Origin of the sequence: Bradyrhizobium sp. MOS003 (genome assembly GCF_003020125.1) — a bacterium.
Classification (GTDB): Bacteria; Pseudomonadota; Alphaproteobacteria; order Rhizobiales; family Xanthobacteraceae; genus Bradyrhizobium.
In genome coordinates, this window is the sequence record NZ_PYFW01000001.1 from 328061 (window position 1) to 351432 (window position 23372).

Here is a 23372-nt window from a genome sequence, read left to right on the forward strand (position 1 = left end):
TACTCTCCTTCCATTCGCGACCGATCCAATCTTGGCAAGCAAACCAAGCGAGGCATCACATGACTCTTCGGATTTCGGGCAAGAGCGTCAATGTCGGCGAGGCCCTTCGCGGCCGCGTGACCGACCGGACTGAAGAGGTCCTGCGCAAATATTTCGACGGCAATTACTCCGGCCACATCACGCTCAGCAAGGACGGCTTCGGTTTTCGCACCGACTGCGCGCTGCATCTGGATTCCGGCATCACGCTGGAAGCCGATTCGAACGCGCCGGATGCCTATGCCAGCGCCGACATGGCTCTCGTGATGATCGAGAAGCGCCTCAAGCGCTACAAGAGCCGTCTCAAGGACCGGTCGGCCCGCAAGGCCCATGTCGCCTCCGCTGCGCTCGCCGCCATGGACGCCACGGCGTACGTGCTGGAGGCGCCGGGTGAAGGCGAGGACGAGGAGGAGGTCACCGGCTACAGCCCGGTCATCATCGCCGAATCGACCACCTCGCTGAAGCCGCTGTCGGTCAGCGAGGCCGTCATGGAACTCGACCTGAGCGGGGCGCCCTGTCTGGTCTTTCAACACGGCTCAAGCGGCCGGGTGAACATCATTTATCGGCGGGCTGACGGCAATGTCGGCTGGATCGACCCGCCTGGTGGGAAACCGGACGGCAAGGTGGGTAATTAGGCGAAACTGGAGCCCCGTAGGATCCCCAGGCCTTAACAATGACCGTGGCAAAGCCGCACGCGGGAGTTGGCACCGGGATTGCGTTGGAGTAGAAGCGCCCCACATCAGGATCAGGGCTAAGTCCCCCACCTGCTTCACCTTCTCGCGCCGGCCCGGCGTGGTGTCTCTCCAAGCCGGCCAATTCGGAACCTGACGGTTTAATTCACCTCGGAAACCCTCCATGCCGATTACCGATCTGGTCGCACCCGAGGCGATTCTCCCGGCATTGAAGGTCAACAACAAGAAGCAGGCCCTGCAGGAGCTCGCGGCCAGGGCCGCCGAACTGACCGGGCAGAACGAGCGCTCGGTGTTCGAAGTGCTGCTGCAGCGGGAGAAGCTCGGCACCACCGCGGTCGGCTATGGCGTCGCGATCCCTCACGGCAAGCTCCCCAAGCTCGAGAAGATCTTCGGCCTGTTCGCGCGGCTCGACCGCCCGATCGATTTCGAGGCGATGGATGGCCAGCCGGTCGATCTGGTTTTCCTGCTGCTCGCCCCCGAAGGCGCCGGCGCCGATCACCTCAAGGCGCTCGCCCGCATCGCCCGCCTCCTGCGCGACCAGGACATCGCCAAGAAGCTCCGCGCCTCGCGCGACGCGCAGGCGATCTATTCGGTGCTGGCGCTGCCGCCGGCGACCGCGGCGTAATCGTCGCTCGCTGACTGCGAGCTTCTTCGCTCACTCTCGTGCCCCGGACGCAGCGCTTCTTCAGCGGTGCGCTGCAGGGCCGGGGCAGGGTGTCGCGTGGTTCGCGCCTCAGTCTCCGTCATTGCGAGCGCAGCGAAGCAATCCAAAGCTCCGCGAACGCACTCTGGATTGCTTCGTCGCAAGTGCTCCTCGCAATGACGAGGTCGCGCCATCATCACACCAATGAAAACGGGCACGCCTTCGGAGGAAGGCGTGCCCGCTTGAAACTCTATCCGTTCGAAGCGCTAATTCAGTGCACGCTCACCGCTTGCAGCTCGTTGCTCCAGGCGTTGGCGACCGCGGCTTCGCGGCTGTCGGTCAGCATGATCGGCGTGCCGTCGGCGGCGTGGAGCGCGAAGAGCTTGAGGCCCGGCGCGATTTTCGGCGCTTCGGGAAACAGGCCCGGCACGTCTTCCGAGCGGATCTGCTTCACATAGGCGATATGGCCTTCGCCGAGGGTTGCCAGCGTCTCGGGCGAGACATTCTTGGCTTCGTATTCGAACGCAACGTGACCTTCACTCATGGTCTCGACTCCTCTGGAACACTAAGCGGTCGAGTCCGCTACTCGTTCCATTATTCGTGCTCATTGATAGCGATTGTCTTAACGATCCTCTCCGGTTCAGGCCGGGCCAGATCGATCGACAACAACCCGTTCTTCAGATCCGCACCCAGCACCAGCATCCCCTCCGCCAGCACGAAAGTGCGCTGGAAGTGGCGCGCGGCGATGCCGCGATGGATGTATTGCCGGGTCTTGTCGTCCTGCTGGCGCCCGCGGATCACGAGCTGGTTTTCCTCAATGGTTACATCGAGTTGGTCGCGCGTGAATCCGGCGACCGCCAGCGTGATACGCAACCGCTCGGGCTGGCCGTCCGCGCCGCCGCACCTCTCGATATTGTAGGGAGGGTAGCCGTCGGCGCCTTTGACGACGCGATCGAGCACGCGCTCAATCTCGTCGAAGCCCAGGAGGAACGGACTGGATAACGTAGGAACACGAGACATAGTTTACAAAGTCCTCGCAAAGCGACTTTGGTGCATCAGGGCCCGTAGTGGCACCCCTTGATGAGCAATATGGGCACGTTCCCGTGTTGGTTCAAGCAGGTAGCCGGGCTGCTGTGGATCGGCGCATCGCGCAGTCAGTTGCTCGCGGATCGACATGGCCGGGCATGTCCCGGCCATCCACGACCTTGCTCGTTGCACTGACAACGTGGATGCCCGGGACAAGCCCGGGCATGACGAATCTGTCGCGGATTCTCTCAACGAAAACAAAGCCCCTTCTAATGTGCATGGGGTTGTTTTCGCATTTTTTAGTTGGGAGCCTCGGACCCCTCCTCAGGCTTCGAGCCGCGTGCGGCCGTCACCGCTGAACAGATGCAGCTTGTTGCGCAGCGCTGCGACGCGGATTTTCGCGCCGATCGCGGGGGCCTCGGTTCCGGGAATGCGGACGATGATCTCGCCGGGCGGCAGCTCGCCGGGCGTGGCGGCAACGCGCTGCTCTTCCGGCTCGCGCGAGCCATAGATGAAGGTTTCGGCGCCGACGCGCTCGATCGCCTCCACGGTCAGCGGCAAAGCGACGCCGCCGGCCGGGGTTTGGTCGGTGATGACGAAATCTTCCGGGCGGATGCCGAGAATGCCGGCTTCGCCCGCGCCACCGAGCTGCGATCTGATCTCCTCGGGGCGCGTCGACATCAAATTCATCGGGGGAGCACCGATGAAGGAGGCGACGAAGGTGGTCGCCGGCTTCTCGTAGATCGCCAGGGGATTGCCGACCTGCTCGACCTGGCCGCCGTTCATCACGACGAGAATGTCGGCGAGGGTCATCGCCTCTAACTGGTCATGGGTGACGTAGATCGACGTGGTGTTGAGCCGGCGCTGCAATTTGCGGATCTCGACGCGCATCGCGATGCGCAGCTTGGCGTCGAGATTGGAGAGCGGCTCGTCGAACAGGAACACCTTCGGCTGGCGCACGATGGCGCGGCCCATGGCGACGCGCTGGCGCTGGCCGCCGGAAAGCTGGCGCGGCTTGCGATCCAGCATCGAGGTGAGCTCGAGCACGCGCGCGGCTTCGTCGACGCGGGACTTGATCTCGGCCTCCTTCATGCCGCGGTTGCGCAGGCCGTAGGCCATGTTGTTGAAGACGCTCATATGCGGATAGAGCGCGTAGTTCTGGAACACCATCGCGATGTCGCGATCGGCGGGCTCGATCTGGTTGACGACACGGCCGCCGATGTCGATCTCACCGCTCGTGATCGTCTCGAGCCCTGCGACCATGCGAAGCAAGGTAGACTTGCCGCAGCCGGAGGGCCCGACCAGCACGCAGAACTGTCCGTCGCCGACATCGACGTTGACGCCCTTGATGGCTTCGAAGCCGCCGGGATAGGTCTTGCGGACGTTGCGCAGGGTGACGTTAGCCATGAAAACTCGCTTGTTACTTTTCCGTCTCGACCAGCCCGCGCACGAACAGTTTCTGCATCACGACGACGACGAACACCGGCGGCAGCATGGCCAGCACGGCGGTCGCCATCACGATCGGCCATTCGGTCAGCGCGTCGGTGGTGGTGATCATCTTGCGGATGCCGACCTGGATGGTCTGCATGTCGTCGCGGGTCGTGATCAGCAGCGGCCAGAGATATTGATTCCAGCCGAGGATGAACAGAATCACGAACAGCGCCGCCATGTTGGTGCGCGACAGCGGCAGCAGCGTATCCCAGAAGAAGCGCAGGGGACCCGCGCCGTCGATGCGCGAGGCTTCCAGGAGCTCGTCCGGCACCGTCATGAAGAATTGCCTGAACAGCAGCGTTGCGGTGGCGGAGGCGATCAGCGGCAGCGCCAGGCCCGCATAGCTGTCGAGCATGTGCAGATCGGCGACGATCTTGTAGGTCGGATAGATGCGGACTTCGACCGGGAGCATCAGGGTGATGAAGATGATCCAGAAGATCGCCATCCGGAACGGAAAGCGGAAATACACGATCGCATAGGCCGAGATGATCGAGATCGCGATCTTGCCGATCGCGATCAGCAGCGCCATCACCAGCGAGTTCAGCATCATGTTGCCGACGGGCTCGCGGGTCGAGCCGCTCGTGCCGACGAAGATGGTCTGGTAATAGGTCTCGAAGAAATGACCGCCCGGCAACAGCGACATCTGCCCGTTCGCGATCAGCGCGTTGTCCTGGGTCGAGGCGATGAACGCGATGTAGACCGGGAAGGCGACGATCGCGATTCCGATCCAGAGAATGATGTGGGCGATATAGCGTCGAAAGCCCTCTTCCTCGACCATCAGTAAGTCACCTTGCGTTCGACGAAGCGGAATTGGATTCCCGTCAGCACGATGACCATGATCATCAGGATCACCGATTGCGCCGCGGAGCTGCCGAGATTGCCGCCGAGCAGGCCGTCTGAATAGACCTTGTAGACCAGCGTCACCGTCGAGGTGCCGGGACCGCCGCGGGTCATGGTGTCGATGATGCCGAACGTGTCGAAGAAGGCGTAGACGATGTTGACGACCAGCAGGAAGAAGATGGTCGGCGACAGCAGCGGGAAGGTTACGGTCCAGAACCGGCGCATCGGACGCGCACCGTCGATCGCGGCGGCTTCGAGCACGCTTTTCGGTATCGCCTGCAGGCCGGCGAGGAAGAACAGGAAATTATACGAGATCTGCTTCCAGGCGGCGGCGAGGATGATCAGCGTTGCCGCCTGGTCGCCGTCGAGCAGCGGATTCCAGTCGACCCCCATCGCGCGCAAATAGCGCGCGATGATGCCCAGCGAGGGATGCAGCATGAAGATCCAGAGCACGCCCACGACCGGCGGCGCCACTGCATAGGGCCAGATCAGGAGGGTGCGGTAGAGCATCGAGCCGCGCAGCGGCTTGTCCGCCATGACGGCGAGCAGCAGCGCAAAGGACAGCGACGAGACGGCGATCGCGAACGAGAACAAGAAGGTCCGGACGATCGACTCGAAATAGGCGGGATCCCTGAACAGCTCGATGTAATTGTCGAACCAGACGAAGGTGGTCGAGAGACCGAAGGCGTCCTGCAGCAGGAAAGACTGGATCACGGCCTGCAAGGCCGGCCAGTAGAAGAAAATCAGGACGATCGCGAGCTGCGGTGCAACCAGCGCGTAAGGCAATAGCTTCGATTGGAAGATGGCTTGCTTTTGCATGGTGTCCGCCGAAAGCGGCAGGCCGGGTTTCCGGCCTGCCGCTCATCGCCTCACTTGACGGCGGTCTTTTCGAACTGACGCAGCATCGTGTTGCCGCGCTCGACGGCGGCATCCAGCGCCTGCTTGGCGGTCTTCTTGCCCGCCAACGCCTGCTCGATCTCTTCCGACCAGACGTCGCGCAGCTGAACCATGTTACCGAGGCGCAAGCCCCGAGAATTTTCGGTCGGCTCCTTGTTGGTCAGCTCGAGCAGCGGGGTCTCGAGATAGGGCTGGTCCTTGTAGAAGCCCTCGGCCTTGGCCTTCTCATAGGCTGCCTTGGTGATCGGCAGATAGCCCGAGGCCTTGTGGATGTAGACCTGGCGATCGGTGTCCGAGAGGAAGGTCAGGAATTTTGCAACGCCCTTGTATTCGTCGGCCGGCTTGCCGCCCATGACCCAGAGCGAAGCGCCGCCGATGATCGAGTTCTGCGGCGCGCCCTTGATATCAGGATAATACGGCATCGGCACCGCGGTGAAGTTGAACTTGGCCTGCGCCTTGACGTTGCCGAAGAACGCCGACGAGGTCAGGTAGATCGGACATTCGCCCGACGTGAAGCGGCCTTCGCCGGTGTTGGTGCGGCCGGCATAGTCGTAGGTCTTGTCCTTCTGGAGTTCGACCAGCTTCTCGAGATGCTTGACCTGGAGCGGTCCGTTGAACTCGAGCTTGGTGTCGAAGCCGTCGAGGCCGTTGGCCTTGCTTGCGAGCGGGACGTTGTGCCACGCGGAGAGCTGCTCGAGGTTGACCCAGGTGACCCAGGAGCCGGAGAAGCCGCAGGTCGGATGACCGTTGTCGTGCAGCTTCTTGGCGGCTTCGAAGGTTTCGGGCCAGGTCTTCGGGATCTCGACGTTCGCCTTCTTCAGCTCGTCGAGATTGACCCACATGACGGTCGACGACGAGTTGAAGGGGAAGGACAGCATCTCGCCCTTAGAGGTCGAGTAATAGCCGGTGATGGCGGGCAGGTAGATCTTGGGATCGAACTTCTCGCCGGCGTCGGCCATCAGCTTGTAGACCGGTTTCACGGCGCCGGTCGCAGCCATCATGGTGGCGGTGCCGACCTCGAACACCTGCATGATGTGCGGCGCGTTGCCGGCACGGAACGCCGCGATGCCTGCGTTCATGGTGTCGGCGTAATTGCCCTTGTAGGTCGGGACGACCTTGTAGTCGCTCTGCGCCGCGTTGAAGTCGTTGGCGAGCTTGACGATGACGTCGTTGTTGGCGCCGGTCATCGCGTGCCACCACTGGATTTCCGTCACGGCCAGCGCGGGCGACGCCGTCATGCCGACCGTGAGTGCAAATGCGGTAGCCGCGCCAAAATGTCGAAGAGCCATCAAGTAAACCTCCCTTGGCCGTCAAAAGAAGCGCTTGCGCTAGCAGCGCCATATGACGTTCACATGACTGTGTAAGCGGGAGAAACGAAAGCAGCAAGCGCTGCTAAATGGGAAGTCGTCAAATAGGCGAAGACGAAGCGGGCAGCCGCCTCCGTTCGCGGTGCACTATCGTGCCCGCGCCGCAGTGCGGCATCATTCGCTGGACGGACGTGTAGGCCTCTATCGCTTGCGCTCGGGGCCGCAGACGGTGCCCTTCTCGACCATGGCGTCGATCTCGGCCTTGGAGTAGCCGAACTCGCCGAGCACTTCCGCCGAATGCTGGCTGAATTTCGGCGGCAGGCGTCGAAGGCTCGGCTTGCTGCGGTCGAGCCGGATCGGCGATGCCACGCCCTTGTACCAGTCCTTCTCGATGATATCGCCGCGCGCGATGGTGTGCGGGTTCTGCAAGGCCTGGTCGATCTTCTGCACGGGCCCTGCGGGCAGGCCTGCTGCCAGCAGGCGATTGCACAGCGGCTCGGCCTCGTGCTGGCTGAACACGGCGGCAAGCTCGGCGCGCAGCGCCTCGCGGTTGGCGATGCGGTCCTTGTTGCGGGCGAAACGTGGATCGGTGCCGAGCTCGGGCTTGCCGATCTCCTTGGCCAGCTTGCGGAAGGTGCCGTCATTGCCGACGCCGATGAAGATGGTGTCGGTCTTGGTCGGGAAGATCGCATACGGCACGAGGTTGGGGTGCTCGTTGCCGGTGAGCGACGGCGGCTTGCCATGCATGAAGTAATTCGCGGTGTGGGGATGCATGATGGCAAGGCCGGTCTCGTACAGCGTGGTCTCCAGGAACTGGCCCTTGCCGGAGCGCTGCCGCTCCGACAGCGCCATCAGGATGCCGATCGCCGCGTAGAGGCCGGTGCCGATGTCGACCAGGGGCACGCCGATCCGCATCGGTCCGCTCTCGGGCGAGCCGGTCGCCGCGATCATGCCGGTCATGGCCTGGATGATGGCGTCATAGCCGGGATTGCCGCCGCGCGGCCCGTCGGCGCCGAAGCCGCAGATCCGGCAATGCACGAGGCGGGGAAATTTCTTGCTGAGGACGTCGTTGCCGATACCCCATTTCTCCAGCGTGCCGGGCTTGAAATTCTCGATCAGGACGTCGGCCGTCTCCAGCATCTTGAGCAGCACGATGCGGCCGCCCTCGGAGGCGAGGTCGAGCCCGATCGAACGCTTGTTGCGGTTGATGCCGATGAAATAGGCCGCGTCCTCGTCGTGGAAGGGAGGACCCCAGTCGCGCACCTCGTCGCCCGCGGGCGGCTCGACCTTGATCACGTCGGCGCCGTGGTCGGCGAGAATCTGGGTGCAATAGGGACCGCCGAGCACGCGCGTGAGATCGATGACGCGCAATCCGCTCATTGCGCCCAATGCGGCTTCAGAACTGGCGGCTTCAGTCATGCCCTCGCGTCCCCTGTGTCGGTCATTTGATCACAGGCCTAGCGAGGTTTCCCGGTGCCAGCAATGGCGCCAAGCGTAGGGGGTCATGCAGGCTCATACCGCATGCCGCGGCATGGCAAATGGCAGCGGCCGGCCCGAGGGGGATCCCGGGCCGGCCAATCCGCAATTTCGGTCAGACGACGGTCAGGCGAACGTCGACATTGCCACGCGTGGCATTCGAGTACGGGCACACCTGGTGTGCCTTCTCGACCAGAGCCTCGGCCTCTGCGCGGGCGAGACCCGGCAGCGAAACGGCGAGATCGATGTCGAGACCGAAGCCGCCCTCGGAGCGCGGGCCGATGCCGACGGTCGAGGTCACGGAGGCATCAGCCGGAACCTTCGGCCCGCCCTGCGACGATACGAACTTCATCGCGCCGATAAAGCAGGCGGCATAGCCGGCCGCGAACAGCTGCTCGGGATTGTTGCCGGCGCCACCGCCGCCGCCGAGCTCCTTCGGCGTGGTGAGCTTGACGTCGAGCGCGCCGTCGAGGGTCGCGGCATGGCCGTCGCGGCCGCCGGTGGCCTTGGCGCTGGTCTTGTACAGGACGTTTACGGACATTGTCGTCTCCTCGGGTCTTCCGGTTGGGGTGCAGTCTCTATCGCAGACAATTAGATTGTGCGCAATCTAAATTGGTATGGCTCACATTTAATTGTTCGCAATTGAATGTGCCGTCTGCCGGGCCCAGAATGAGAGGAGATCCCGTGAGATTCTCATGCCTCGAAAACATTCGGCAGCGGACGCGCCGCTGCGGCTCGACAACCAGATCTGCTTCGCGGTCTATTCGGCCGCGCACGCCTTCAACCGCGTCTACAAGCCGCTGCTCGACCGGCTCGGCCTGACCTATCCGCAATATCTGGTCATGCTGGTGCTGTGGGAGCGCGACGACGTGCCGGTCAAGGACATCGGCGAGAAGCTGTTCCTGGATTCGGGCACGCTGACGCCGCTGCTCAAGCGCCTGGAGGCCGCGCATCTCGTGAGGCGCACCCGTAGCAGCGAGGACGAGCGCCAGGTCCTGATCGCGCTGACGCCGCAGGGGCATGCGCTGAAGGAGAAAGCGCGCGCCGTGCCGCAATCGATCCTGGCGGCGTCGGACTGCTCGGTGTCGGAGCTGGTCGCGATGAAGGACGAGATCGTCGCGCTGCGGGATCGGCTGAATGCGGTGATCGGGGAGTAGTGGCTGGAGCCGCTTCTTGGCAAACGCTCGGCCGGATGTTGACTTCAGGTACTTTTCGAATGAGACGGCCTGCTTCTCGTTACTGAAGGCGATGTAAGTCTTGATGCGCCATGCCCCATATTTCGAGGTGTGCGGCACCTCGCCGGCATTGTGCTTTGCAAGCCGAGCCCGAAGGTCGTCGGTGATGCCGATGTAGAAATGGAGCGAATCGAGGCTTTCGAGATGTAGACGTACTTGATGGCGGATCGTCTCCGCCGTTCAACCTATTGGACAGGTATGCGCTTGCCGAGGCCCGGCTTCGCCCTTCGGGCTACGCCGCGGCAGCCTTCGCTAGCTTCGCTACAATAAAGCGGAGCTGGCTTGCCGAGCCGAAGCTCGCGAAGCGAGCGAAGGCTGGTGGAGCCAGGCGGGATCGAACCGCCGACCTCTTGCATGCCATGCAAGCGCTCTCCCAGCTGAGCTATGGCCCCTTAGTCCTTGTGGGGATCCTGGTGGATCACCCGCACCGGCGAGCCCTGGTGACTCGCGCGGTGCACCCTTTTTCACAGATCAGGGCCGATCTCAAGTCTCTTCATCACCTCCGACATCACCAATGATGTCGGTTACGTCCTCATCGCCCTCTTCTTCGTCGGCAATGAAGGTCGAATCATCGTCATCGTCGTCATCGAGGGTCTCGTCGACCTCGATATCGTCCTCGGATTCGGGCACGACGGCCTTGACCTTGCCGCTGTTCTCCTCGGCGTCGGCCTCCTCGAGCGAGACCTCTTCGACCTCTGCCGGCTCCGGCGTGGCATCCGCCGTCGCCGCGTGCCGGGCTTCAGCGCCGCGGGGCACGCGTGCGGGCGCGACGGGGGCGATCGGCACGACTTCGCCGGTATAGGGCGAGATCACCGGATTCTTGTTGAGGTCGTAGAACTTCTTGCCCGTGGTCGGGCAAATACGTTTGGTTCCGAGTTCTGACTTGGCCACGGCAGGAATCCTGGGAATGTCTGAAAAGCGGTGTTTCACTTGGCTAGTTGGCGGGCCGCTGTCAATAGCGCATTACGGGAGAACGACATGCCCGTGACGAGGTGCTGACCATGTGGTACCTGCGCCAAGCCCCTTCGAGGGCGCATCCAAGGACACGATCGTGACCCATTCCGACCAAACGAGGCCGCTCCAGGCTCGCGCCAGCGGGCCCCTGACCGGGAAAGTACGGGTGCCCGGGGACAAGTCGATCTCCCATCGCGCCCTTATCCTGGGCGCGCTCGCGGTGGGCGAGACCAGGATTTCGGGCCTGCTGGAGGGCGAGGACGTCCTCAACACCGCCAAATCGATGCAGGCGCTGGGCGCCACCGTGGAGCGAACCGGCGATTTTGCCTGGAAGGTGCAGGGCGTGGGCGTCGCGGGCTTCGCCCAGCCCAAGGCTCCGCTGGATTTCGGGAACTCCGGGACCGGCTGCCGGCTGGTGATGGGCGCCGTCGCCGGCTGCCCGATCTCTGCGGTGTTCGACGGCGACGCCTCGCTGCGCAGCCGCCCGATGCGCCGGATCCTCGATCCCCTGGAAAAGATGGGCGCCAGGGTCATCTCCGGTGGTGAGGGCGGCCGTCTGCCCCTGACCCTTCAGGGCGCGCGCGATCCGCTGCCGATCACTTACCAGACCCCGGTTGCCTCGGCCCAGATCAAATCGGCGGTGCTGTTGGCGGGCTTGGCTGCGCCCGGCACCACAACCGTAATCGAGAGCGAAGCCAGCCGCGACCATACCGAGCTGATGCTCAAGCATTTTGGCGCGGATATCACCTCCACGCGCGAGGGCACGCATGGCCGCAAGATCACACTGGCCGGCCAGCCCGAGCTGCATGGCGCCACCGTCGTTGTGCCCGCCGATCCCTCCTCCGCGGCGTTCCCGATCGTCGCCGCGTTGATCGTCGAGGGCTCCGATATCGTGCTGACCGACGTCATGACCAATCCGCTGCGCACCGGCCTGTTCACGACGCTGCGCGAAATGGGCGGCTTCATCGAGGAGAGCGACGTTCGCGGCGATGCCGGCGAGCCGATGGCGCGCTTGCGTGTACGCGCCTCGAAGCTGCGCGGCGTCGAAGTGCCGCCGGAGCGCGCGCCCTCGATGATCGATGAATATCTGGTGTTGGCGGTGGCAGCCGCCTTCGCCGAGGGCACGACGATCATGCGCGGCCTGCAGGAGCTGCGCGTCAAGGAATCGGATCGCCTGGAGGCCACCGCCGCCATGCTGCGCGTCAATGGCGTGAAGGTCGAGGTCTCCGGCGACGATCTGATCGTCGAAGGCCGCGGTCACGTCCCCGGCGGCGGCACTGTCGCCACCCACATGGACCATCGCATCGCGATGTCCGCCCTGGTGATGGGCTGCGCCTCCGATCAGCCGGTGACCGTCGACGACACCGCCTTCATCGCCACAAGTTTTCCGGACTTCATTCCGATGATGCGTTCGCTAGGGGCCGAGTTTTCATGAGGCCGCGGCCATGAGCGAAGCCCTCGATCGCGATACCTTGCTGTGAGGAGGTTGGGATGCGCCCAAAAACCCTCGCTGAAGCCGTCGATCTCATACGCGCAGGTGCGCCACAGGATACCACTCTGGCCAAGTTCATCGATACATTCGACTTGGCTGCCACGAGCCTTGCTCAATACCAGACGATCGAGGACGAGCCGGCGCTGACGCAGAACGAACGGCTCGACGCTCTGGTCGGTGCCATCGCCGAATATCTAGCAAAACAACGTCGTCTTGGCCGGGTGCCGGCCTGGGTCTGCGATCCGGCCCGACGCCTTGCCGAGCCATGGTTCACCGCGTCGTCCCCGTCCGACGCAATGCGCGAATATCTTACTTTTGCGAGCCCCGCGGAGTTCGCGTCTCGCAATATTTTCACCGAAGAGCGGCCATTGCGACGTGCGCGCGGGCCGCAGACAGCCAAGGTTTGAGTGACATGATCATCGCCATCGACGGGCCCGCTGCCTCGGGCAAGGGGACGCTCGGCAAGCGTCTCGCGCACCATTACGGCTATCGTCATCTCGATACCGGCGTGATCTACCGCGCTGTGGCTTATGCCCTGATGCAGTCCGGTCGCAATCTCCGGGACGAGGAGGCTGCGGTCGCGGCGGCGCTGGAACTCGATCCCGAGAAGTTCGGCAATCCGGCCCTGAAGACCCAGAAGGCCGGCGAGGGCGCCTCGATCGTCTCGGCGATCCCGCGGGTCCGCGAGGCCCTGGTCAATTTCCAGCGGCAATTCGCAGCCGATCCGCCCGGCGCCGTGCTGGACGGCCGCGACATTGGAACCGTGATCTGCCCGCATGCCGACGTGAAGATCTTCGTCGTCGCCGATCCCAAGGTCCGTGCCCGCCGCCGGACCATGGAAGCACTGGCACGGGGCGAGGAGGCGGACGAAGCGGCCGTGCTCGCCGACATCATCCAGCGCGACGAACGTGACCAGAACCGGCCGATTGCCCCCCTGAAGCCGGCCGCGGATGCTTACTTGCTAGATAACTCCCAACTGGATATAGAAGGCGGCGTCCGGGCCGCCATCGACATTATCGAGGCCGTCCGAGCGGGCCGGTCGCGGGGTTAAGCCGCCGCCGTCATTGGAGGAAGTGCCCGCTCCCGCTCTTTGAGGTCGATACCTCGGTCCCCTGTTTGGGCCCGACGCGATCCAGGCTCCGGACATAAGATTTCCACGTATCGAACGCGCGGGCCCAGCCGGCCCGCTTCCGCTGTTTCGCCTCTCAGGCCGGAGCAGCGAGCGGTCGCTCGAAGGTTTTGCGGACCTTCCGACACTGCGTGTGCGATGCGCCCATGAACCCAACGGCCGGCACGACATCCGCAAATGGAGAACAAATGGCTTCGACTTCTGCTGATACCTATAGCCCGTCGCGCGACGATTTCGCCGCGATGCTCGACGAGTCCTTCGCAGGCGGCAACCTGCAGGAAAGCTCCGTCATCAAGGGCAAGGTGGTTGCAATTGAAAAGGACATGGCCGTCATCGACGTCGGCCTGAAGACCGAGGGCCGCGTCGCCCTGCGTGAATTTTCCGGCCCCGGCCGTGAGTCCGACCTGAAGGTCGGCGATGAGGTCGAAGTGTTCCTCGATCGGATCGAGAACGCGCTTGGCGAAGCCGTGCTGTCGCGCGACAAGGCGCGCCGCGAAGAGAGCTGGGGCAAGCTCGAGAAGGCCTTCCAGAACAACGAGAAGGTCAACGGCGTCATCTTCAACCAGGTCAAGGGCGGCTTCACCGTCGACCTCGACGGTGCCGTGGCCTTCCTGCCGCGCTCGCAGGTCGACATCCGTCCGATCCGCGACGTTGCGCCGCTGATGAACAACTCGCAGCCGTTCCAGATCCTCAAGATGGACCGTCGCCGCGGCAACATCGTCGTGTCCCGCCGCACGGTTCTCGAAGAGACCCGCGCCGAGCAGCGTCAGGAGCTGGTGCAGAACCTCGAAGAGGGTCAGGTCATCGACGGCGTGGTCAAGAACATCACCGATTACGGTGCGTTCGTTGATCTCGGCGGCATCGACGGCCTGCTGCACGTCACCGACATCGCGTGGCGCCGCGTCAACCACCCGACCGAGGTGCTCTCGATCGGCCAGACCGTGAAGGTCAAGATCATCAAGATCAACCACGAGACGCACCGCATCTCGCTGGGCATGAAGCAGCTGCTGGACGATCCGTGGCAGGGCATCGAAGCCAAGTACCCGCTGGGTGCCCGCTTCACCGGCCGCGTCACCAACATTACCGACTACGGTGCGTTCGTCGAGCTCGAGCCGGGCATCGAAGGCCTGATCCACGTCTCCGAGATGTCGTGGACCAAGAAGAACATGCACCCCGGCAAGATCGTTTCGACCTCGCAGGAAGTCGAAGTGCAGGTGCTGGAAGTCGATTCCGTCAAGCGCCGCATTTCGCTCGGCCTCAAGCAGACCATGCGCAACCCCTGGGAGGTCTTCGTCGAAGGTCACCCGACCGGTTCGACGGTCGAGGGCGAGGTCAAGAACAAGACCGAGTTCGGTCTGTTCCTGGGTCTCGAAGGCGACGTCGACGGCATGGTCCATCTCTCCGACCTCGACTGGAAGCTTCCGGGCGAGCAGGTGATCGACAACTACAAGAAGGGCGACATGGTGAAGGCCGTGGTGCTCGATGTGGACGTCGAGAAGGAGCGCATCTCGCTCGGCATCAAGCAGCTCGAAGGCGACCCCTTCGCCGAGCCGGGCGATGTCAAGAAGGGCGCGGTCGTGACCTGCGAAGTGCTCGAAGTGAAGGAAAGCGGTATCGAGGTGAAGATCGCCGGTACCGACTTCACCACCTTCGTCAAGCGCTCGGAGCTTGCCCGTGATCGCAACGACCAGCGCGCCGAACGCTTTGCCGTCGGCGAGAAGGTCGATGCCCGCGTGATCCAGTTCGACAAGAAGGCCCGCAAGGTCCAGGTGTCGATCAAGGCGCTCGAGGTTGCCGAAGAGAAGGAAGCTATTGCGCAGTACGGCTCCTCCGATTCGGGAGCAACGCTCGGCGACATCCTGGGCACCGCGCTCAAGAACCGCGACAGCAAGTAAGCGAAACGCATTTCGCTGCATCGAAGCCCCGGCGCGAGCCGGGGCTTTTTGTTGTGCCATGCTCCGCTGTCGTCTCGGGGCGGGCGAAGCGAGAGCCCGGGATCCGTAAACACATGATCGAGATTGGCGAAGACTCGTGGCTGCCAACTCGCGCGACAACTTCTTCCAGGGGATATGGGGCCCCGCCTTCGCGGGGACGACAGCGGAGGACGTGACGACGTACTTGGCCGCAGGGCCGCAGGCCTTGTTTTCTTCAAATTGCGCCGCAATTGATGTATCGAGATAAGCCAATGGTCACGCTGTGACGGCACAACGCGCCTGGCCTTTCATTTGGAGATATTGGGATGTCGCTCGATTCGGACATCATCGTCGATCGCCGCAGGATCCGCCGCAAGCTGACGTTCTGGCGCGTGATGGCTGCGCTGATCGCGATCGCGGCGATTGCGAGCTTTGCGCTGATCGCGACACCCGGCGCGCGCGGCACCTTCGCCTCCGCCGGTTCGATCGCACGGGTTCAGATCGAGGGCCTGATCCGCAGCGATTCCGATCGCACGCAGGCGCTGGAGCGGCTGGAGAATTCGCAGGCCGCGGCCGTCATCGTTCACATCAACTCGCCGGGCGGTACCACCGCCGGCTCCGAGCAACTCTACGATTCGCTTGTCCGGCTCAAGGCGAAGAAGCCGCTGGTCGTGGTGGTCGAGGGCCTGGCTGCCTCGGGCGGCTACATCACGGCGATTGCCAGCGACCACATCATCGCCCAGCAGAGCTCGCTGGTCGGGTCGATCGGCGTCCTGTTCCAATATCCCAACGTCAGCGAGCTGCTGAAGACCATCGGCGTCAAGGTCGAGGAGGTCAAATCGTCGCCGCTGAAGGCCGCACCCAACGGTTTCGAGCCGACCAGTCCCGAAGCGCGGGCTGCCCTCGATGCGCTGGTGAAGGATTCCTACGCCTGGTTCAGGGGATTGGTGAAGGAACGGCGTGGCATGGATGACACGCAGCTCGAGAAAGTGGCTGACGGCCGCGTCTTCACCGGACGTCAGGCGATCGATCTCAAGCTGATTGATCAGATCGGCGACGAGAAGACGGCGGTGACCTGGCTGGTCGAGCAGAAGAGCGTCAAGAAGGGTCTTCCGGTACGCGACTACAAGCTCCAGCCGCGCTTTGGCGATCTGCCGTTCCTCAAGACGGCGGCTGCCGTTACGCTGGAAGCGCTCGGTTTGGGCTCGATTGCGCATCAAATCGGCCAAACCGGCGTCGCGCAGGCGGTCGATCGGTTCGGAATGGATGGAATGCTCGCCCTGTGGCAACCGGCCGCCTCAAATTGACGGGGCTGGGCGAGCGTCCGATGATTTTCCCGTCTGACGGGCGTCGGGTCAGCCCGCTTTTTCGGCATTTGTCACGCATTTTCACGATCCTCAATCTTGATTTAGCGTCTTGACAGATCAAGGTATTTTCACGGAAATGGTCATCCGCACGCTCCCGGGTCCTATCTCTCGATGATCAAATCCGAACTTGTTCAGCGTATCGCCGAGCACAACCCGCATCTGTACCAGCGGGATGTCGAGAACATTGTGAATGCGATTCTCGAAGAGATCGTAGCGGCTCTCGCGCGCGGTGACCGCGTCGAGCTGCGCGGCTTCGGTGCTTTCTCGGTCAAGCATCGCCCTGCACGCGCCGGGCGCAATCCACGCACGGGCGCTCATGTGCCTGTCGATCAGAAGAGCGTTCCGTTCTTCAAGACCGGCAAGGAAATGCGCGAGCGGCTGAACCGCGACCATCCGGATCCCGGCGCGCCCGACTAAGGATGTCGACGTCGGGGTTTAACCGATAGCCGCATGATGCGGCCGCAAGCTTGATTCAAGACGAGCGATCGCGATGAGAAAGTTCCTGACCGCGCTGATCGTGATTCCGCTGGGCCTGATCCTGGTGGCCTTCGCCGTTGCCAACCGGCACTTCGTCACGGTCTCGTTCGATCCCTTCATCGCGAACGACCCGTCATTGTCGGCGACGCTGCCGCTGTTCATGCTCCTGATCCTGGTTGCCGCCCTCGGCGTCTTCGCCGGCGGCTGTGCCGTCTGGCTCGGTCAGCGGCACTGGCGCCGCGCAGCGCGCCGCCACGAGGCGGATTCACGGGCTGCCAGGGTCGAATTGGCCGATTTGCGGGCCCAGGCGGCCGCAGCAAAGCCGGCCTCGCAGCGGCTTCCCGTTCCCTCCGGGGTCGGGCTTTACGGGCCCATCGGGCGAGACAAGCAGCGCGCGACGTTGTAGAAGCGCCCGACCGAAAACCCCGTTTTCCGGCTGCACCTTGCGGCCTCCTTTTGCTTTGAGCCCATGTCCCTGCTCGTCAAAATCTGCGGCCTGACTACGCGCGAGACGCTTCAAACGGCGCTTGAGGCGGGTGCGGATATGGTGGGGTTCGTGTTCTTCCCGCCTTCGCCGCGGCATGTGTCGCTGGAGCTCGGCCGCGAGCTCGGACGCCAGGCGAAGGGGCGCGCGCTCAAGGTGGCGCTCACCGTCGATGCCGACGACGCGACGCTCGACAACATCATGGACGCGCTGTCGCCGGACATTTTCCAGCTGCACGGCAAGGAGAGCGTGGCGCGGCTGCGCGACATCAAGCAGCGGTTTGGCCGCCCGGTGATGAAGGCGGTCCCGGTCGAGGTCGCTGCGGATCTTGCCGTGCTGCCCGGCTACACGGCGGTCGCCGACCGCATCCTGTTCGACGCGCGAGCACCGAAGGACGCGACGCGGCCCGGCGGCCTCGGTACGCCCTTCGACTGGCGCCTGCTCGGAAACCTCGAGCTCAAGCTGCCGTATATGGTGTCGGGCGGCCTTCATGCGCAGAACGTCGCCGAGGCCCTTCGCGTCACCGGCGCGGGTGGCGTCGACGTGTCCTCCGGTGTCGAGAGCGCCCCCGGCGTGAAGGACCCCGAGATGATCAAGGCCTTCATTCGCGCCGCGCGCGCCAGCCAAGAGTTGAGTGTTCGATGAACATCGCCAAACCCAATTCCTATCGCAGCGGCCCCGACGATCGCGGCCATTTCGGCATCTTCGGCGGCCGCTTCGTCGCCGAAACCCTGATGCCGCTGATCCTCGATCTGGAGAAGGCCTACACCGAGGCCAAGGCCGATCCGGCGTTCCAGGCCGAGATGAACGGCTATCTCAAGAACTATGTCGGCCGGCCCTCGCCGCTCTATTTCGCCGAGCGCCTCACCGAGCATCTTGGCGGCGCCATGATCTACCTGAAGCGCGAAGAGCTCAACCACACCGGTTCGCACAAGGTGAACAACGTGCTCGGCCAGATCATGCTGGCGCGGCGCATGGGCAAGAAGCGCATCATCGCCGAGACCGGTGCCGGCCAGCACGGCGTCGCCACCGCGACGCTGTGCGCGCGCTTCGGGCTCGAATGCATCGTCTACATGGGCGCCGTCGACGTCGAGCGTCAGCAGCCCAACGTGATCCGCATGGAGATGCTGGGCGCCACGGTGATGCCGGTGCAGTCGGGCACGCGCACGCTGAAGGACGCCATGAACGAGGCGCTGCGCGACTGGGTCACCAACGTGCACGACACCTTCTACTGCATCGGCACGGTCGCAGGCCCGCATCCCTATCCGACGCTGGTGCGCGACTTCCAGTCGATCATCGGCAACGAGACTAAGGCGCAGATGCAGGAGATCGAGGGCCGTCTGCCGGATTCGCTGGTCGCCTGCATCGGCGGCGGCTCGAATGCGATGGGCCTGTTCCATCCCTTCCTCGATGATCCCACCGTCGAGATCTTCGGCGTCGAAGCCGCCGGCCATGGCCTGACGCAGCTCCACGCGGCCTCGATCGCGGGCGGCCGTCCCGGCGTGCTGCACGGCAACCGCACCTATCTGCTGATGGATGCCGACGGCCAGATCCAGGACGCGCATTCGATCTCGGCCGGCCTCGACTATCCCGGCATCGGCCCCGAGCATTCCTGGCTGCACGAGGTCGGCCGCGTGAACTATCTCTCCGCGACCGATGATGAAGCGCTCGCCGCGTTCCAGCTGCTGTCGAAGCTCGAAGGCATCATCCCCGCGCTCGAACCCGCGCACGCCATCGCCAAGGTGTTGGAGCTCGCGCCGAAGCGGCCGAAGGATCACCTGATGGTCGTCAACCTCTCCGGCCGCGGCGACAAGGACGTCCCGCAGGTCGGCGACATCCTGAGGGGCAAGAGCAAGTGACCACCCGCATCGACACTCGTTTCGCCGAGCTCGCGAAACAAGGCCGCTCGGCCTTCGTCACCTTCCTGATGGCCGGCGATCCCGATCCGGCGACCTCGCTCGAGATCATCAAGGCGCTGCCGAAATCGGGCGCCGACGTGATCGAGATCGGCATGCCCTTCACCGATCCGATGGCCGATGGTCCGTCGATCCAGGCTGCAGGCCTGCGCGCGCTCAAGGCCGGCATGACGCTGAAGAAGACGCTGGAGCTGGTGCGCGGCTTCCGCAAGGACGACAACGCGACGCCGATCGTGCTGATGGGCTATTACAATCCGATCTACATCTACGGCGTCGACAAGTTTCTGGTCGATGCCAAGAGCGCGGGTGTCGACGGCCTCATCGTCGTTGATCTGCCGCCGGAGGAAGACGACGAGCTCTGCCTGCCCGCGATGAAGGCCGGCCTCAACTTCATCCGCCTGGCGACGCCCACGACCGATGACAAGCGCCTGCCGGCCGTGCTCGCCAACACCTCGGGCTTCGTCTACTACGTCTCCATCACCGGCATCACCGGGGCCGCGACCGCGGATTCCTCGGCCGTGAGCGAGGCGGTTGCCCGCATCAAGCGGCACACCAAGCTGCCGGTCTGCGTCGGCTTCGGCATCCGCACGCCGGAGACTGCGCGCGCCATCGCATCCCATGCCAACGGCGCCGTGGTCGGCACCGCGCTGGTCGATGCGCTCAAGAACAGCCTCGACGCCGAGGGACGGGCGACCGGCAAAACCGTCAACGCCGTGGCGGAGCTGACGGCGGCCCTGGCCCAGGGCGTCAGGGGCGCGCAACAGGCGGCGGAATAGACCTTAATTCCGCTTTGGTTTCTTGAGTTTGAGCATGATCTTGTCGGAAAACCGCGTCACACTTTTCCGGATCATGCTCTAAGGCGGGCGACACGGCGGCTTGCCGGGCAGCGGCCCGGTCGCCATATACCCTTCAGGCGATCCGCGAGGCGGGTTCGCACATCGGAGCAAACCATGAACTGGCTTACCAACGTGGTCCGGCCGAAGATCCGCAACATGCTGCGGCGGGAGACGCCGGAGAATCTGTGGATCAAGTGCCCGGATTCCGGACAGCTCGTGTTCTACAAGGACGTCGAGGCCAACCAGTTCGTCATCCCCGGCTCGAACTACCACATGCGCATGGGCGCGGTGGCGCGTCTGAAGTCGATCTTCGACAACGAGACCTGGTACGACGTCGCGCTGCCCGAGGTCACGCCCGATCCGCTCAAGTTCCGTGACGAGAAGAAATACGTCGACCGCATCAAGGATGCGCGCGCCCGGACCAACCTGAACGACGCGGTCAAGGTCGGCTACGGCAAGCTCGAAGGCTCCGCCGTCGTCGTCGCCGTGCAGGATTTCGACTTCATGGGCGGCTCGCTCGGCATGGCCGCAGGCGAAGCCCTCGTGCGCGGGCTCGAGCTTGCGGTCGAGAAGAAGTCGCCGTTCATCGTGTTCGCGGCGTCAGGCGGCGCGCGCATGCAGGAAGGCATCCTGTCGCTGATGCAGATGCCGCGCACGACCGTCGCGGTGCAGATGCTGCGCGAGGCGAAGCTGCCCTATATCGTCGTGCTGACCAATCCGACCACCGGCGGCGTGACCGCCTCCTACGCGATGCTCGGGGACGTGCAGATCGCCGAGCCCGGCGCGCTGATCGGTTTTGCCGGCGCGCGCGTGATCGAGCAGACCATTCGCGAAAAGCTGCCGGAGGGTTTCCAGCGCGCCGAGTACCTCAAGGATCACGGCATGGTCGACATGGTCGTGCATCGCCACGAGCTGCGTCCGACCTTGGCGCGGCTCTGTCGCCTGCTGACCAAGGCGCCGGCGCAGGAGGGTGCGTCGAAGCCGATACAGGCCGTCACGAGCCCGGCTCAGATCGTATCGGCGGCTGAAACGGCGCCGGCTGCGCCGCACGCGTGAACGCATCCCCCGACAGCACGAAGACGCCGCTCGGCGAATTGATCGGGCGGCTGTCGGTCCTGCATCAGAAGCGCATCGACCTCGGGCTGGAGCGGATGCACCGCCTGCTCGAGCGGCTCGGCCATCCCGAACGTAAGCTGCCGCCGGTGATCCACATCGCCGGCACCAACGGCAAGGGCTCGACGCTGGCTTATCTGCGCGCGACGCTGGAGGCCGCAGGCCTGCGCGTGCACGCCTATACTTCGCCCTATCTCGTCCGTATCAACGAATGCTTCCGGCTCGGCCGCGTCGGCGGCGGCGTGCTGGTCGGTGACGACGAGTTGCGCGCCGCGCTGGAAGAGGTCGAACGCGTCAATGCCGGTGAAGCCGCGACATTGTTCGAGCTGAAGACCGCCGCGGCGTTTCATCTGTTCGCGCAGAACCCGGCCGATGTCGTGCTGCTCGAAGTCGGCCTCGGCGGCCGGCTCGATTCGACCAATGTGGTCGACACGCCGGCGGCCTGCGTGATCACGCCTGTCAGCATGGATCACATGGATTTTCTCGGGGACACTCTGACGTCGATCGCCGGCGAGAAGGCCGCGATCATCAAGCGCGGTGTGCCCGTGATCTGCGCGGAGCAGGCGGGCGAAGCCATGGCGGTGATCGAGGCGCAGGCCAAGCGCGTGCGCGCGCCACTGTTTGCGGCGAACGAGAGCTGGCACGTCAATGTCGAGCACGGTCGCCTGGTCTATTCCGACGACCGCGGCCTGATGGATCTCACGGCGCCGCGGCTGTTCGGCCGCCACCAGTTCGACAATGCCGGACTTGCCATCGCAACGCTGCGCGCGATTCCAACGTTCAAGATCAATCAGGCCGCGTTCGAGGCAGGCATCGTCGGCGCCGAATGGCCGGCGCGGATGCAGCGTCTCACTTCGGGCGAGCTGCTCGCTTTGGGCCCGCAGGGCTCGGAGATCTGGCTCGATGGCGGGCACAATGCCGAAGGCGGCCGCGTCGCGGCCGCCGCGCTCGGCGATCTCGAAGAGCGGGTGTCGCGGCCGCTGGTGGTCATCGCCGGCATGATGGCCAACAAGGACGCGCAGGGTTTTCTCGCCAATTTTGCCGGTCTCACCCGTCACATCATCGCGGTACCGATCCCCGACGAGAACGCAATGCCGGTCGATCGCCTTGCGGATGCCGCGCGCAGCCTCGGCATGCGCGTCGAGACCGTCTCCGGCGTCGAAGCCGCATTGCGTGGCCTGTCGAAACTCGCCTATGAAGTGCCGCCGCGAATCCTGATTACGGGATCGCTCTATCTCGCCGGTCACGTGCTTGGGCTGAACGGCACGCCACCTGCATAGGCGGGAGTGATGAGAATGTCCCTGCGTTTTGCCGCCATCGCCGACATCCACGGAAACTACCTCGCGCTGGAGGCCGTGCTCGCCGATATCCGCGCCCACGGCATCACCGACATCGTCAATCTCGGCGATATGCTGAGCGGCCCGCTCGATGCGCGCCGTACCATCGAGATGCTGATGCAGCTCGACGCCGTGCACGTGCTCGGCAACCACGATCGCTATTTGCTCGACCGCCCGCCGGACAAGATGGGCTCCTGGGACCGTCCCGCCTATGATGCGCTGGATGCTGCCCAGCTCGACTGGCTGCGCGCGCAGCGCAAGACGCGGGTGTTTGGCGACGATGTCTTTCTCTGTCATGCGACGCCCGACAGCGACGAAGTCTACTGGCTCGATAATGTGCATCCCAACGGCACGGTCGCGTTGTCGCCGCTCGACCGCATCGAGCAATTTGCCCAAGCCATCACGCAGTCCCTGATCCTGTGCGCCCACACCCATCTGGCCCGCGCCGTACGGCTTCGCGATGGCCGGCTGATCGTCAATCCCGGCAGCGTCGGCAGCCCCGGCTTTCGCGACAAGCATCCCTATCCGCATGTCGTCGAAGCCGGAACGCCGCAGGCGCGCTATGCGATCCTCGAACGGACGGATGATGCTTGGCAGGTGACGTTCCGCCACGTCGCGTATGATCACGAGGCGATGGCAGCGTTGGCACGGCGCAATGGTCAACCCGAACTGGCGAATGCGCTGGCAACGGGATGGCTCAGGTAAATCGTC

Annotated in this window: 25 protein-coding genes, 1 tRNA gene and 1 pseudogene; 16 read left to right on the top strand and 11 right to left on the bottom strand. The window is 64.0% G+C overall.

The annotated features are described in order from the left end of the window. Window positions 1–59: 59 nt before the first annotated feature. Both hpf and ptsN read left to right on the top strand, forming a co-directional pair. The gene (hpf, locus tag C7G42_RS01625; RefSeq protein ID WP_106947362.1) at window positions 60–671 is read left to right on the top strand and encodes a ribosome hibernation-promoting factor, HPF/YfiA family; all 612 of its coding nucleotides are present in this window, start codon (window positions 60–62) and stop codon (window positions 669–671) included. A gap of 220 nt (window positions 672–891) precedes the next feature. Then, window positions 892–1353, top strand: a complete 462-nt coding sequence (ptsN, locus tag C7G42_RS01630) for a PTS IIA-like nitrogen regulatory protein PtsN (protein ID WP_106947363.1) — start codon at window positions 892–894, stop codon at window positions 1351–1353. Between the two features lie 289 nt (window positions 1354–1642). Here the strand turns inward: ptsN and C7G42_RS01640 are convergent, their stop codons facing one another. From C7G42_RS01640 to C7G42_RS01680, 8 genes are all read right to left on the bottom strand, one after another. Beyond that, window positions 1643–1915 (bottom strand): BQ00720 family protein, encoded by a 273-nt coding sequence (locus C7G42_RS01640; protein ID WP_011083553.1) that lies wholly within the window; start codon window positions 1913–1915, stop codon window positions 1643–1645. A 50-nt stretch (window positions 1916–1965) separates the two neighbouring features. Further along, window positions 1966–2391: an Hsp20 family protein gene (locus tag C7G42_RS01645; protein ID WP_028139463.1), complete on the bottom strand. Its 426-nt coding sequence runs from the start codon at window positions 2389–2391 to the stop codon at window positions 1966–1968. 330 nt (window positions 2392–2721) lie between these two features. Beyond that, window positions 2722–3804: a sn-glycerol-3-phosphate import ATP-binding protein UgpC gene (locus tag C7G42_RS01655; RefSeq protein WP_106947366.1), complete on the bottom strand. Its 1083-nt coding sequence runs from the start codon at window positions 3802–3804 to the stop codon at window positions 2722–2724. 13 nt (window positions 3805–3817) lie between these two features. Beyond that, window positions 3818–4666, bottom strand: coding sequence for a sn-glycerol-3-phosphate ABC transporter permease UgpE (gene ugpE / locus C7G42_RS01660; protein ID WP_106947367.1), 849 nt, complete (start codon window positions 4664–4666; stop codon window positions 3818–3820). Beyond that, window positions 4666–5547, bottom strand: a complete 882-nt coding sequence (ugpA, locus tag C7G42_RS01665; RefSeq protein WP_106947368.1) for a sn-glycerol-3-phosphate ABC transporter permease UgpA — start codon at window positions 5545–5547, stop codon at window positions 4666–4668. Before ugpA ends, ugpE begins: the two co-directional genes overlap by 1 nt. A gap of 50 nt (window positions 5548–5597) precedes the next feature. Next, the gene (gene ugpB, locus C7G42_RS01670) at window positions 5598–6914 is read right to left on the bottom strand and encodes a sn-glycerol-3-phosphate ABC transporter substrate-binding protein UgpB (protein ID WP_106947369.1); all 1317 of its coding nucleotides are present in this window, start codon (window positions 6912–6914) and stop codon (window positions 5598–5600) included. 219 nt (window positions 6915–7133) lie between these two features. Continuing rightward, the gene (locus tag C7G42_RS01675; protein ID WP_106947370.1) at window positions 7134–8351 is read right to left on the bottom strand and encodes a CaiB/BaiF CoA transferase family protein; all 1218 of its coding nucleotides are present in this window, start codon (window positions 8349–8351) and stop codon (window positions 7134–7136) included. A gap of 172 nt (window positions 8352–8523) precedes the next feature. Further along, the gene (locus tag C7G42_RS01680; RefSeq protein WP_018323436.1) at window positions 8524–8949 is read right to left on the bottom strand and encodes an organic hydroperoxide resistance protein; all 426 of its coding nucleotides are present in this window, start codon (window positions 8947–8949) and stop codon (window positions 8524–8526) included. Window positions 8950–9103: 154 nt separating this feature from the next. Between C7G42_RS01680 and C7G42_RS01685 the strand changes: the two genes are divergently transcribed. Beyond that, a complete protein-coding gene (locus C7G42_RS01685; RefSeq protein ID WP_106947371.1) occupies window positions 9104–9565 on the top strand; it encodes a MarR family winged helix-turn-helix transcriptional regulator in 462 nt (153 codons plus the stop codon). A gap of 6 nt (window positions 9566–9571) precedes the next feature. On the opposite strand, the pseudogene C7G42_RS01690 reads toward C7G42_RS01685, so the two are convergent. The 3 genes and pseudogenes from C7G42_RS01690 to C7G42_RS01700 form a co-directional block, all read right to left on the bottom strand. Then, a pseudogene (locus C7G42_RS01690) lies at window positions 9572–9804 on the bottom strand (GIY-YIG nuclease family protein); the annotation flags it as partial. A gap of 155 nt (window positions 9805–9959) precedes the next feature. Continuing rightward, window positions 9960–10035, bottom strand: a tRNA-Ala gene (locus C7G42_RS01695). A gap of 91 nt (window positions 10036–10126) precedes the next feature. Beyond that, a complete protein-coding gene (locus C7G42_RS01700) occupies window positions 10127–10534 on the bottom strand; it encodes a TIGR02300 family protein (RefSeq protein WP_094976064.1) in 408 nt (135 codons plus the stop codon). Window positions 10535–10694: 160 nt separating this feature from the next. Between C7G42_RS01700 and aroA the strand changes: the two genes are divergently transcribed. From aroA to C7G42_RS01765, 13 genes are all read left to right on the top strand, one after another. Further along, entirely contained in the window at window positions 10695–12032 is a 1338-nt protein-coding gene (gene aroA, locus C7G42_RS01705; protein ID WP_106948807.1) for a 3-phosphoshikimate 1-carboxyvinyltransferase, read from the top strand. Window positions 12033–12088: 56 nt separating this feature from the next. After that, the gene (locus C7G42_RS01710) at window positions 12089–12496 is read left to right on the top strand and encodes a hypothetical protein (RefSeq protein WP_106947372.1); all 408 of its coding nucleotides are present in this window, start codon (window positions 12089–12091) and stop codon (window positions 12494–12496) included. A 5-nt stretch (window positions 12497–12501) separates the two neighbouring features. Next, window positions 12502–13140, top strand: coding sequence for a (d)CMP kinase (gene cmk / locus C7G42_RS01715; protein WP_106947373.1), 639 nt, complete (start codon window positions 12502–12504; stop codon window positions 13138–13140). A 266-nt stretch (window positions 13141–13406) separates the two neighbouring features. Then, the gene (gene rpsA, locus C7G42_RS01720; protein WP_199580596.1) at window positions 13407–15113 is read left to right on the top strand and encodes a 30S ribosomal protein S1; all 1707 of its coding nucleotides are present in this window, start codon (window positions 13407–13409) and stop codon (window positions 15111–15113) included. A gap of 344 nt (window positions 15114–15457) precedes the next feature. Beyond that, entirely contained in the window at window positions 15458–16438 is a 981-nt protein-coding gene (gene sppA / locus C7G42_RS01725; RefSeq protein ID WP_106947375.1) for a signal peptide peptidase SppA, read from the top strand. 171 nt (window positions 16439–16609) lie between these two features. Then, a complete protein-coding gene (locus tag C7G42_RS01730) occupies window positions 16610–16915 on the top strand; it encodes an integration host factor subunit beta (RefSeq protein WP_007598410.1) in 306 nt (101 codons plus the stop codon). 73 nt (window positions 16916–16988) lie between these two features. Beyond that, the gene (locus C7G42_RS01735; protein WP_106947376.1) at window positions 16989–17381 is read left to right on the top strand and encodes a DUF1049 domain-containing protein; all 393 of its coding nucleotides are present in this window, start codon (window positions 16989–16991) and stop codon (window positions 17379–17381) included. 63 nt (window positions 17382–17444) lie between these two features. Beyond that, window positions 17445–18104, top strand: coding sequence for a phosphoribosylanthranilate isomerase (locus tag C7G42_RS01740; RefSeq protein ID WP_106947377.1), 660 nt, complete (start codon window positions 17445–17447; stop codon window positions 18102–18104). After that, window positions 18101–19318, top strand: a complete 1218-nt coding sequence (gene trpB, locus C7G42_RS01745; RefSeq protein ID WP_106947378.1) for a tryptophan synthase subunit beta — start codon at window positions 18101–18103, stop codon at window positions 19316–19318. The genes C7G42_RS01740 and trpB overlap by 4 nt, the downstream gene beginning before the upstream one ends. Then, entirely contained in the window at window positions 19315–20151 is an 837-nt protein-coding gene (gene trpA / locus C7G42_RS01750; protein WP_106947379.1) for a tryptophan synthase subunit alpha, read from the top strand. The genes trpB and trpA overlap by 4 nt, the downstream gene beginning before the upstream one ends. A gap of 174 nt (window positions 20152–20325) precedes the next feature. After that, window positions 20326–21267: an acetyl-CoA carboxylase, carboxyltransferase subunit beta gene (accD, locus tag C7G42_RS01755; RefSeq protein WP_106947380.1), complete on the top strand. Its 942-nt coding sequence runs from the start codon at window positions 20326–20328 to the stop codon at window positions 21265–21267. Next, window positions 21264–22604: a bifunctional folylpolyglutamate synthase/dihydrofolate synthase gene (locus C7G42_RS01760; RefSeq protein WP_106947381.1), complete on the top strand. Its 1341-nt coding sequence runs from the start codon at window positions 21264–21266 to the stop codon at window positions 22602–22604. The genes accD and C7G42_RS01760 overlap by 4 nt, the downstream gene beginning before the upstream one ends. A 21-nt stretch (window positions 22605–22625) precedes the next feature. Continuing rightward, a complete protein-coding gene (locus tag C7G42_RS01765; RefSeq protein ID WP_199580772.1) occupies window positions 22626–23366 on the top strand; it encodes a metallophosphoesterase family protein in 741 nt (246 codons plus the stop codon). The last annotated feature ends 6 nt before the right edge of the window (window positions 23367–23372 follow it).

Bases quoted from the DNA above. Each gene is read 5' to 3' on its own strand.
- trpB (WP_106947378.1), top strand. From the start codon at position 18,101: ATGAACATCGCCAAACCCAATTCCTATCGCAGCGGCCCCGACGATCGC.
- ugpA (WP_106947368.1), bottom strand. From the start codon at position 5,547: ATGCAAAAGCAAGCCATCTTCCAATCGAAGCTATTGCCTTACGCGCTG.
- C7G42_RS01655 (WP_106947366.1), bottom strand. From the start codon at position 3,804: ATGGCTAACGTCACCCTGCGCAACGTCCGCAAGACCTATCCCGGCGGC.
- C7G42_RS01640 (WP_011083553.1), bottom strand. From the start codon at position 1,915: ATGAGTGAAGGTCACGTTGCGTTCGAATACGAAGCCAAGAATGTCTCG.
- C7G42_RS01730 (WP_007598410.1), top strand. From the start codon at position 16,610: ATGATCAAATCCGAACTTGTTCAGCGTATCGCCGAGCACAACCCGCAT.
- ptsN (WP_106947363.1), top strand. From the start codon at position 892: ATGCCGATTACCGATCTGGTCGCACCCGAGGCGATTCTCCCGGCATTG.
- rpsA (WP_199580596.1), top strand. From the start codon at position 13,407: ATGGCTTCGACTTCTGCTGATACCTATAGCCCGTCGCGCGACGATTTC.
- C7G42_RS01710 (WP_106947372.1), top strand. From the start codon at position 12,089: ATGCGCCCAAAAACCCTCGCTGAAGCCGTCGATCTCATACGCGCAGGT.
- sppA (WP_106947375.1), top strand. From the start codon at position 15,458: ATGTCGCTCGATTCGGACATCATCGTCGATCGCCGCAGGATCCGCCGC.
- C7G42_RS01645 (WP_028139463.1), bottom strand. From the start codon at position 2,391: ATGTCTCGTGTTCCTACGTTATCCAGTCCGTTCCTCCTGGGCTTCGAC.
- hpf (WP_106947362.1), top strand. From the start codon at position 60: ATGACTCTTCGGATTTCGGGCAAGAGCGTCAATGTCGGCGAGGCCCTT.
- ugpB (WP_106947369.1), bottom strand. From the start codon at position 6,914: ATGGCTCTTCGACATTTTGGCGCGGCTACCGCATTTGCACTCACGGTC.
- C7G42_RS01685 (WP_106947371.1), top strand. From the start codon at position 9,104: ATGCCTCGAAAACATTCGGCAGCGGACGCGCCGCTGCGGCTCGACAAC.
- cmk (WP_106947373.1), top strand. From the start codon at position 12,502: ATGATCATCGCCATCGACGGGCCCGCTGCCTCGGGCAAGGGGACGCTC.
- C7G42_RS01675 (WP_106947370.1), bottom strand. From the start codon at position 8,351: ATGACTGAAGCCGCCAGTTCTGAAGCCGCATTGGGCGCAATGAGCGGA.
- C7G42_RS01680 (WP_018323436.1), bottom strand. From the start codon at position 8,949: ATGTCCGTAAACGTCCTGTACAAGACCAGCGCCAAGGCCACCGGCGGC.
- ugpE (WP_106947367.1), bottom strand. From the start codon at position 4,666: ATGGTCGAGGAAGAGGGCTTTCGACGCTATATCGCCCACATCATTCTC.
- accD (WP_106947380.1), top strand. From the start codon at position 20,326: ATGAACTGGCTTACCAACGTGGTCCGGCCGAAGATCCGCAACATGCTG.
- C7G42_RS01740 (WP_106947377.1), top strand. From the start codon at position 17,445: ATGTCCCTGCTCGTCAAAATCTGCGGCCTGACTACGCGCGAGACGCTT.
- C7G42_RS01735 (WP_106947376.1), top strand. From the start codon at position 16,989: ATGAGAAAGTTCCTGACCGCGCTGATCGTGATTCCGCTGGGCCTGATC.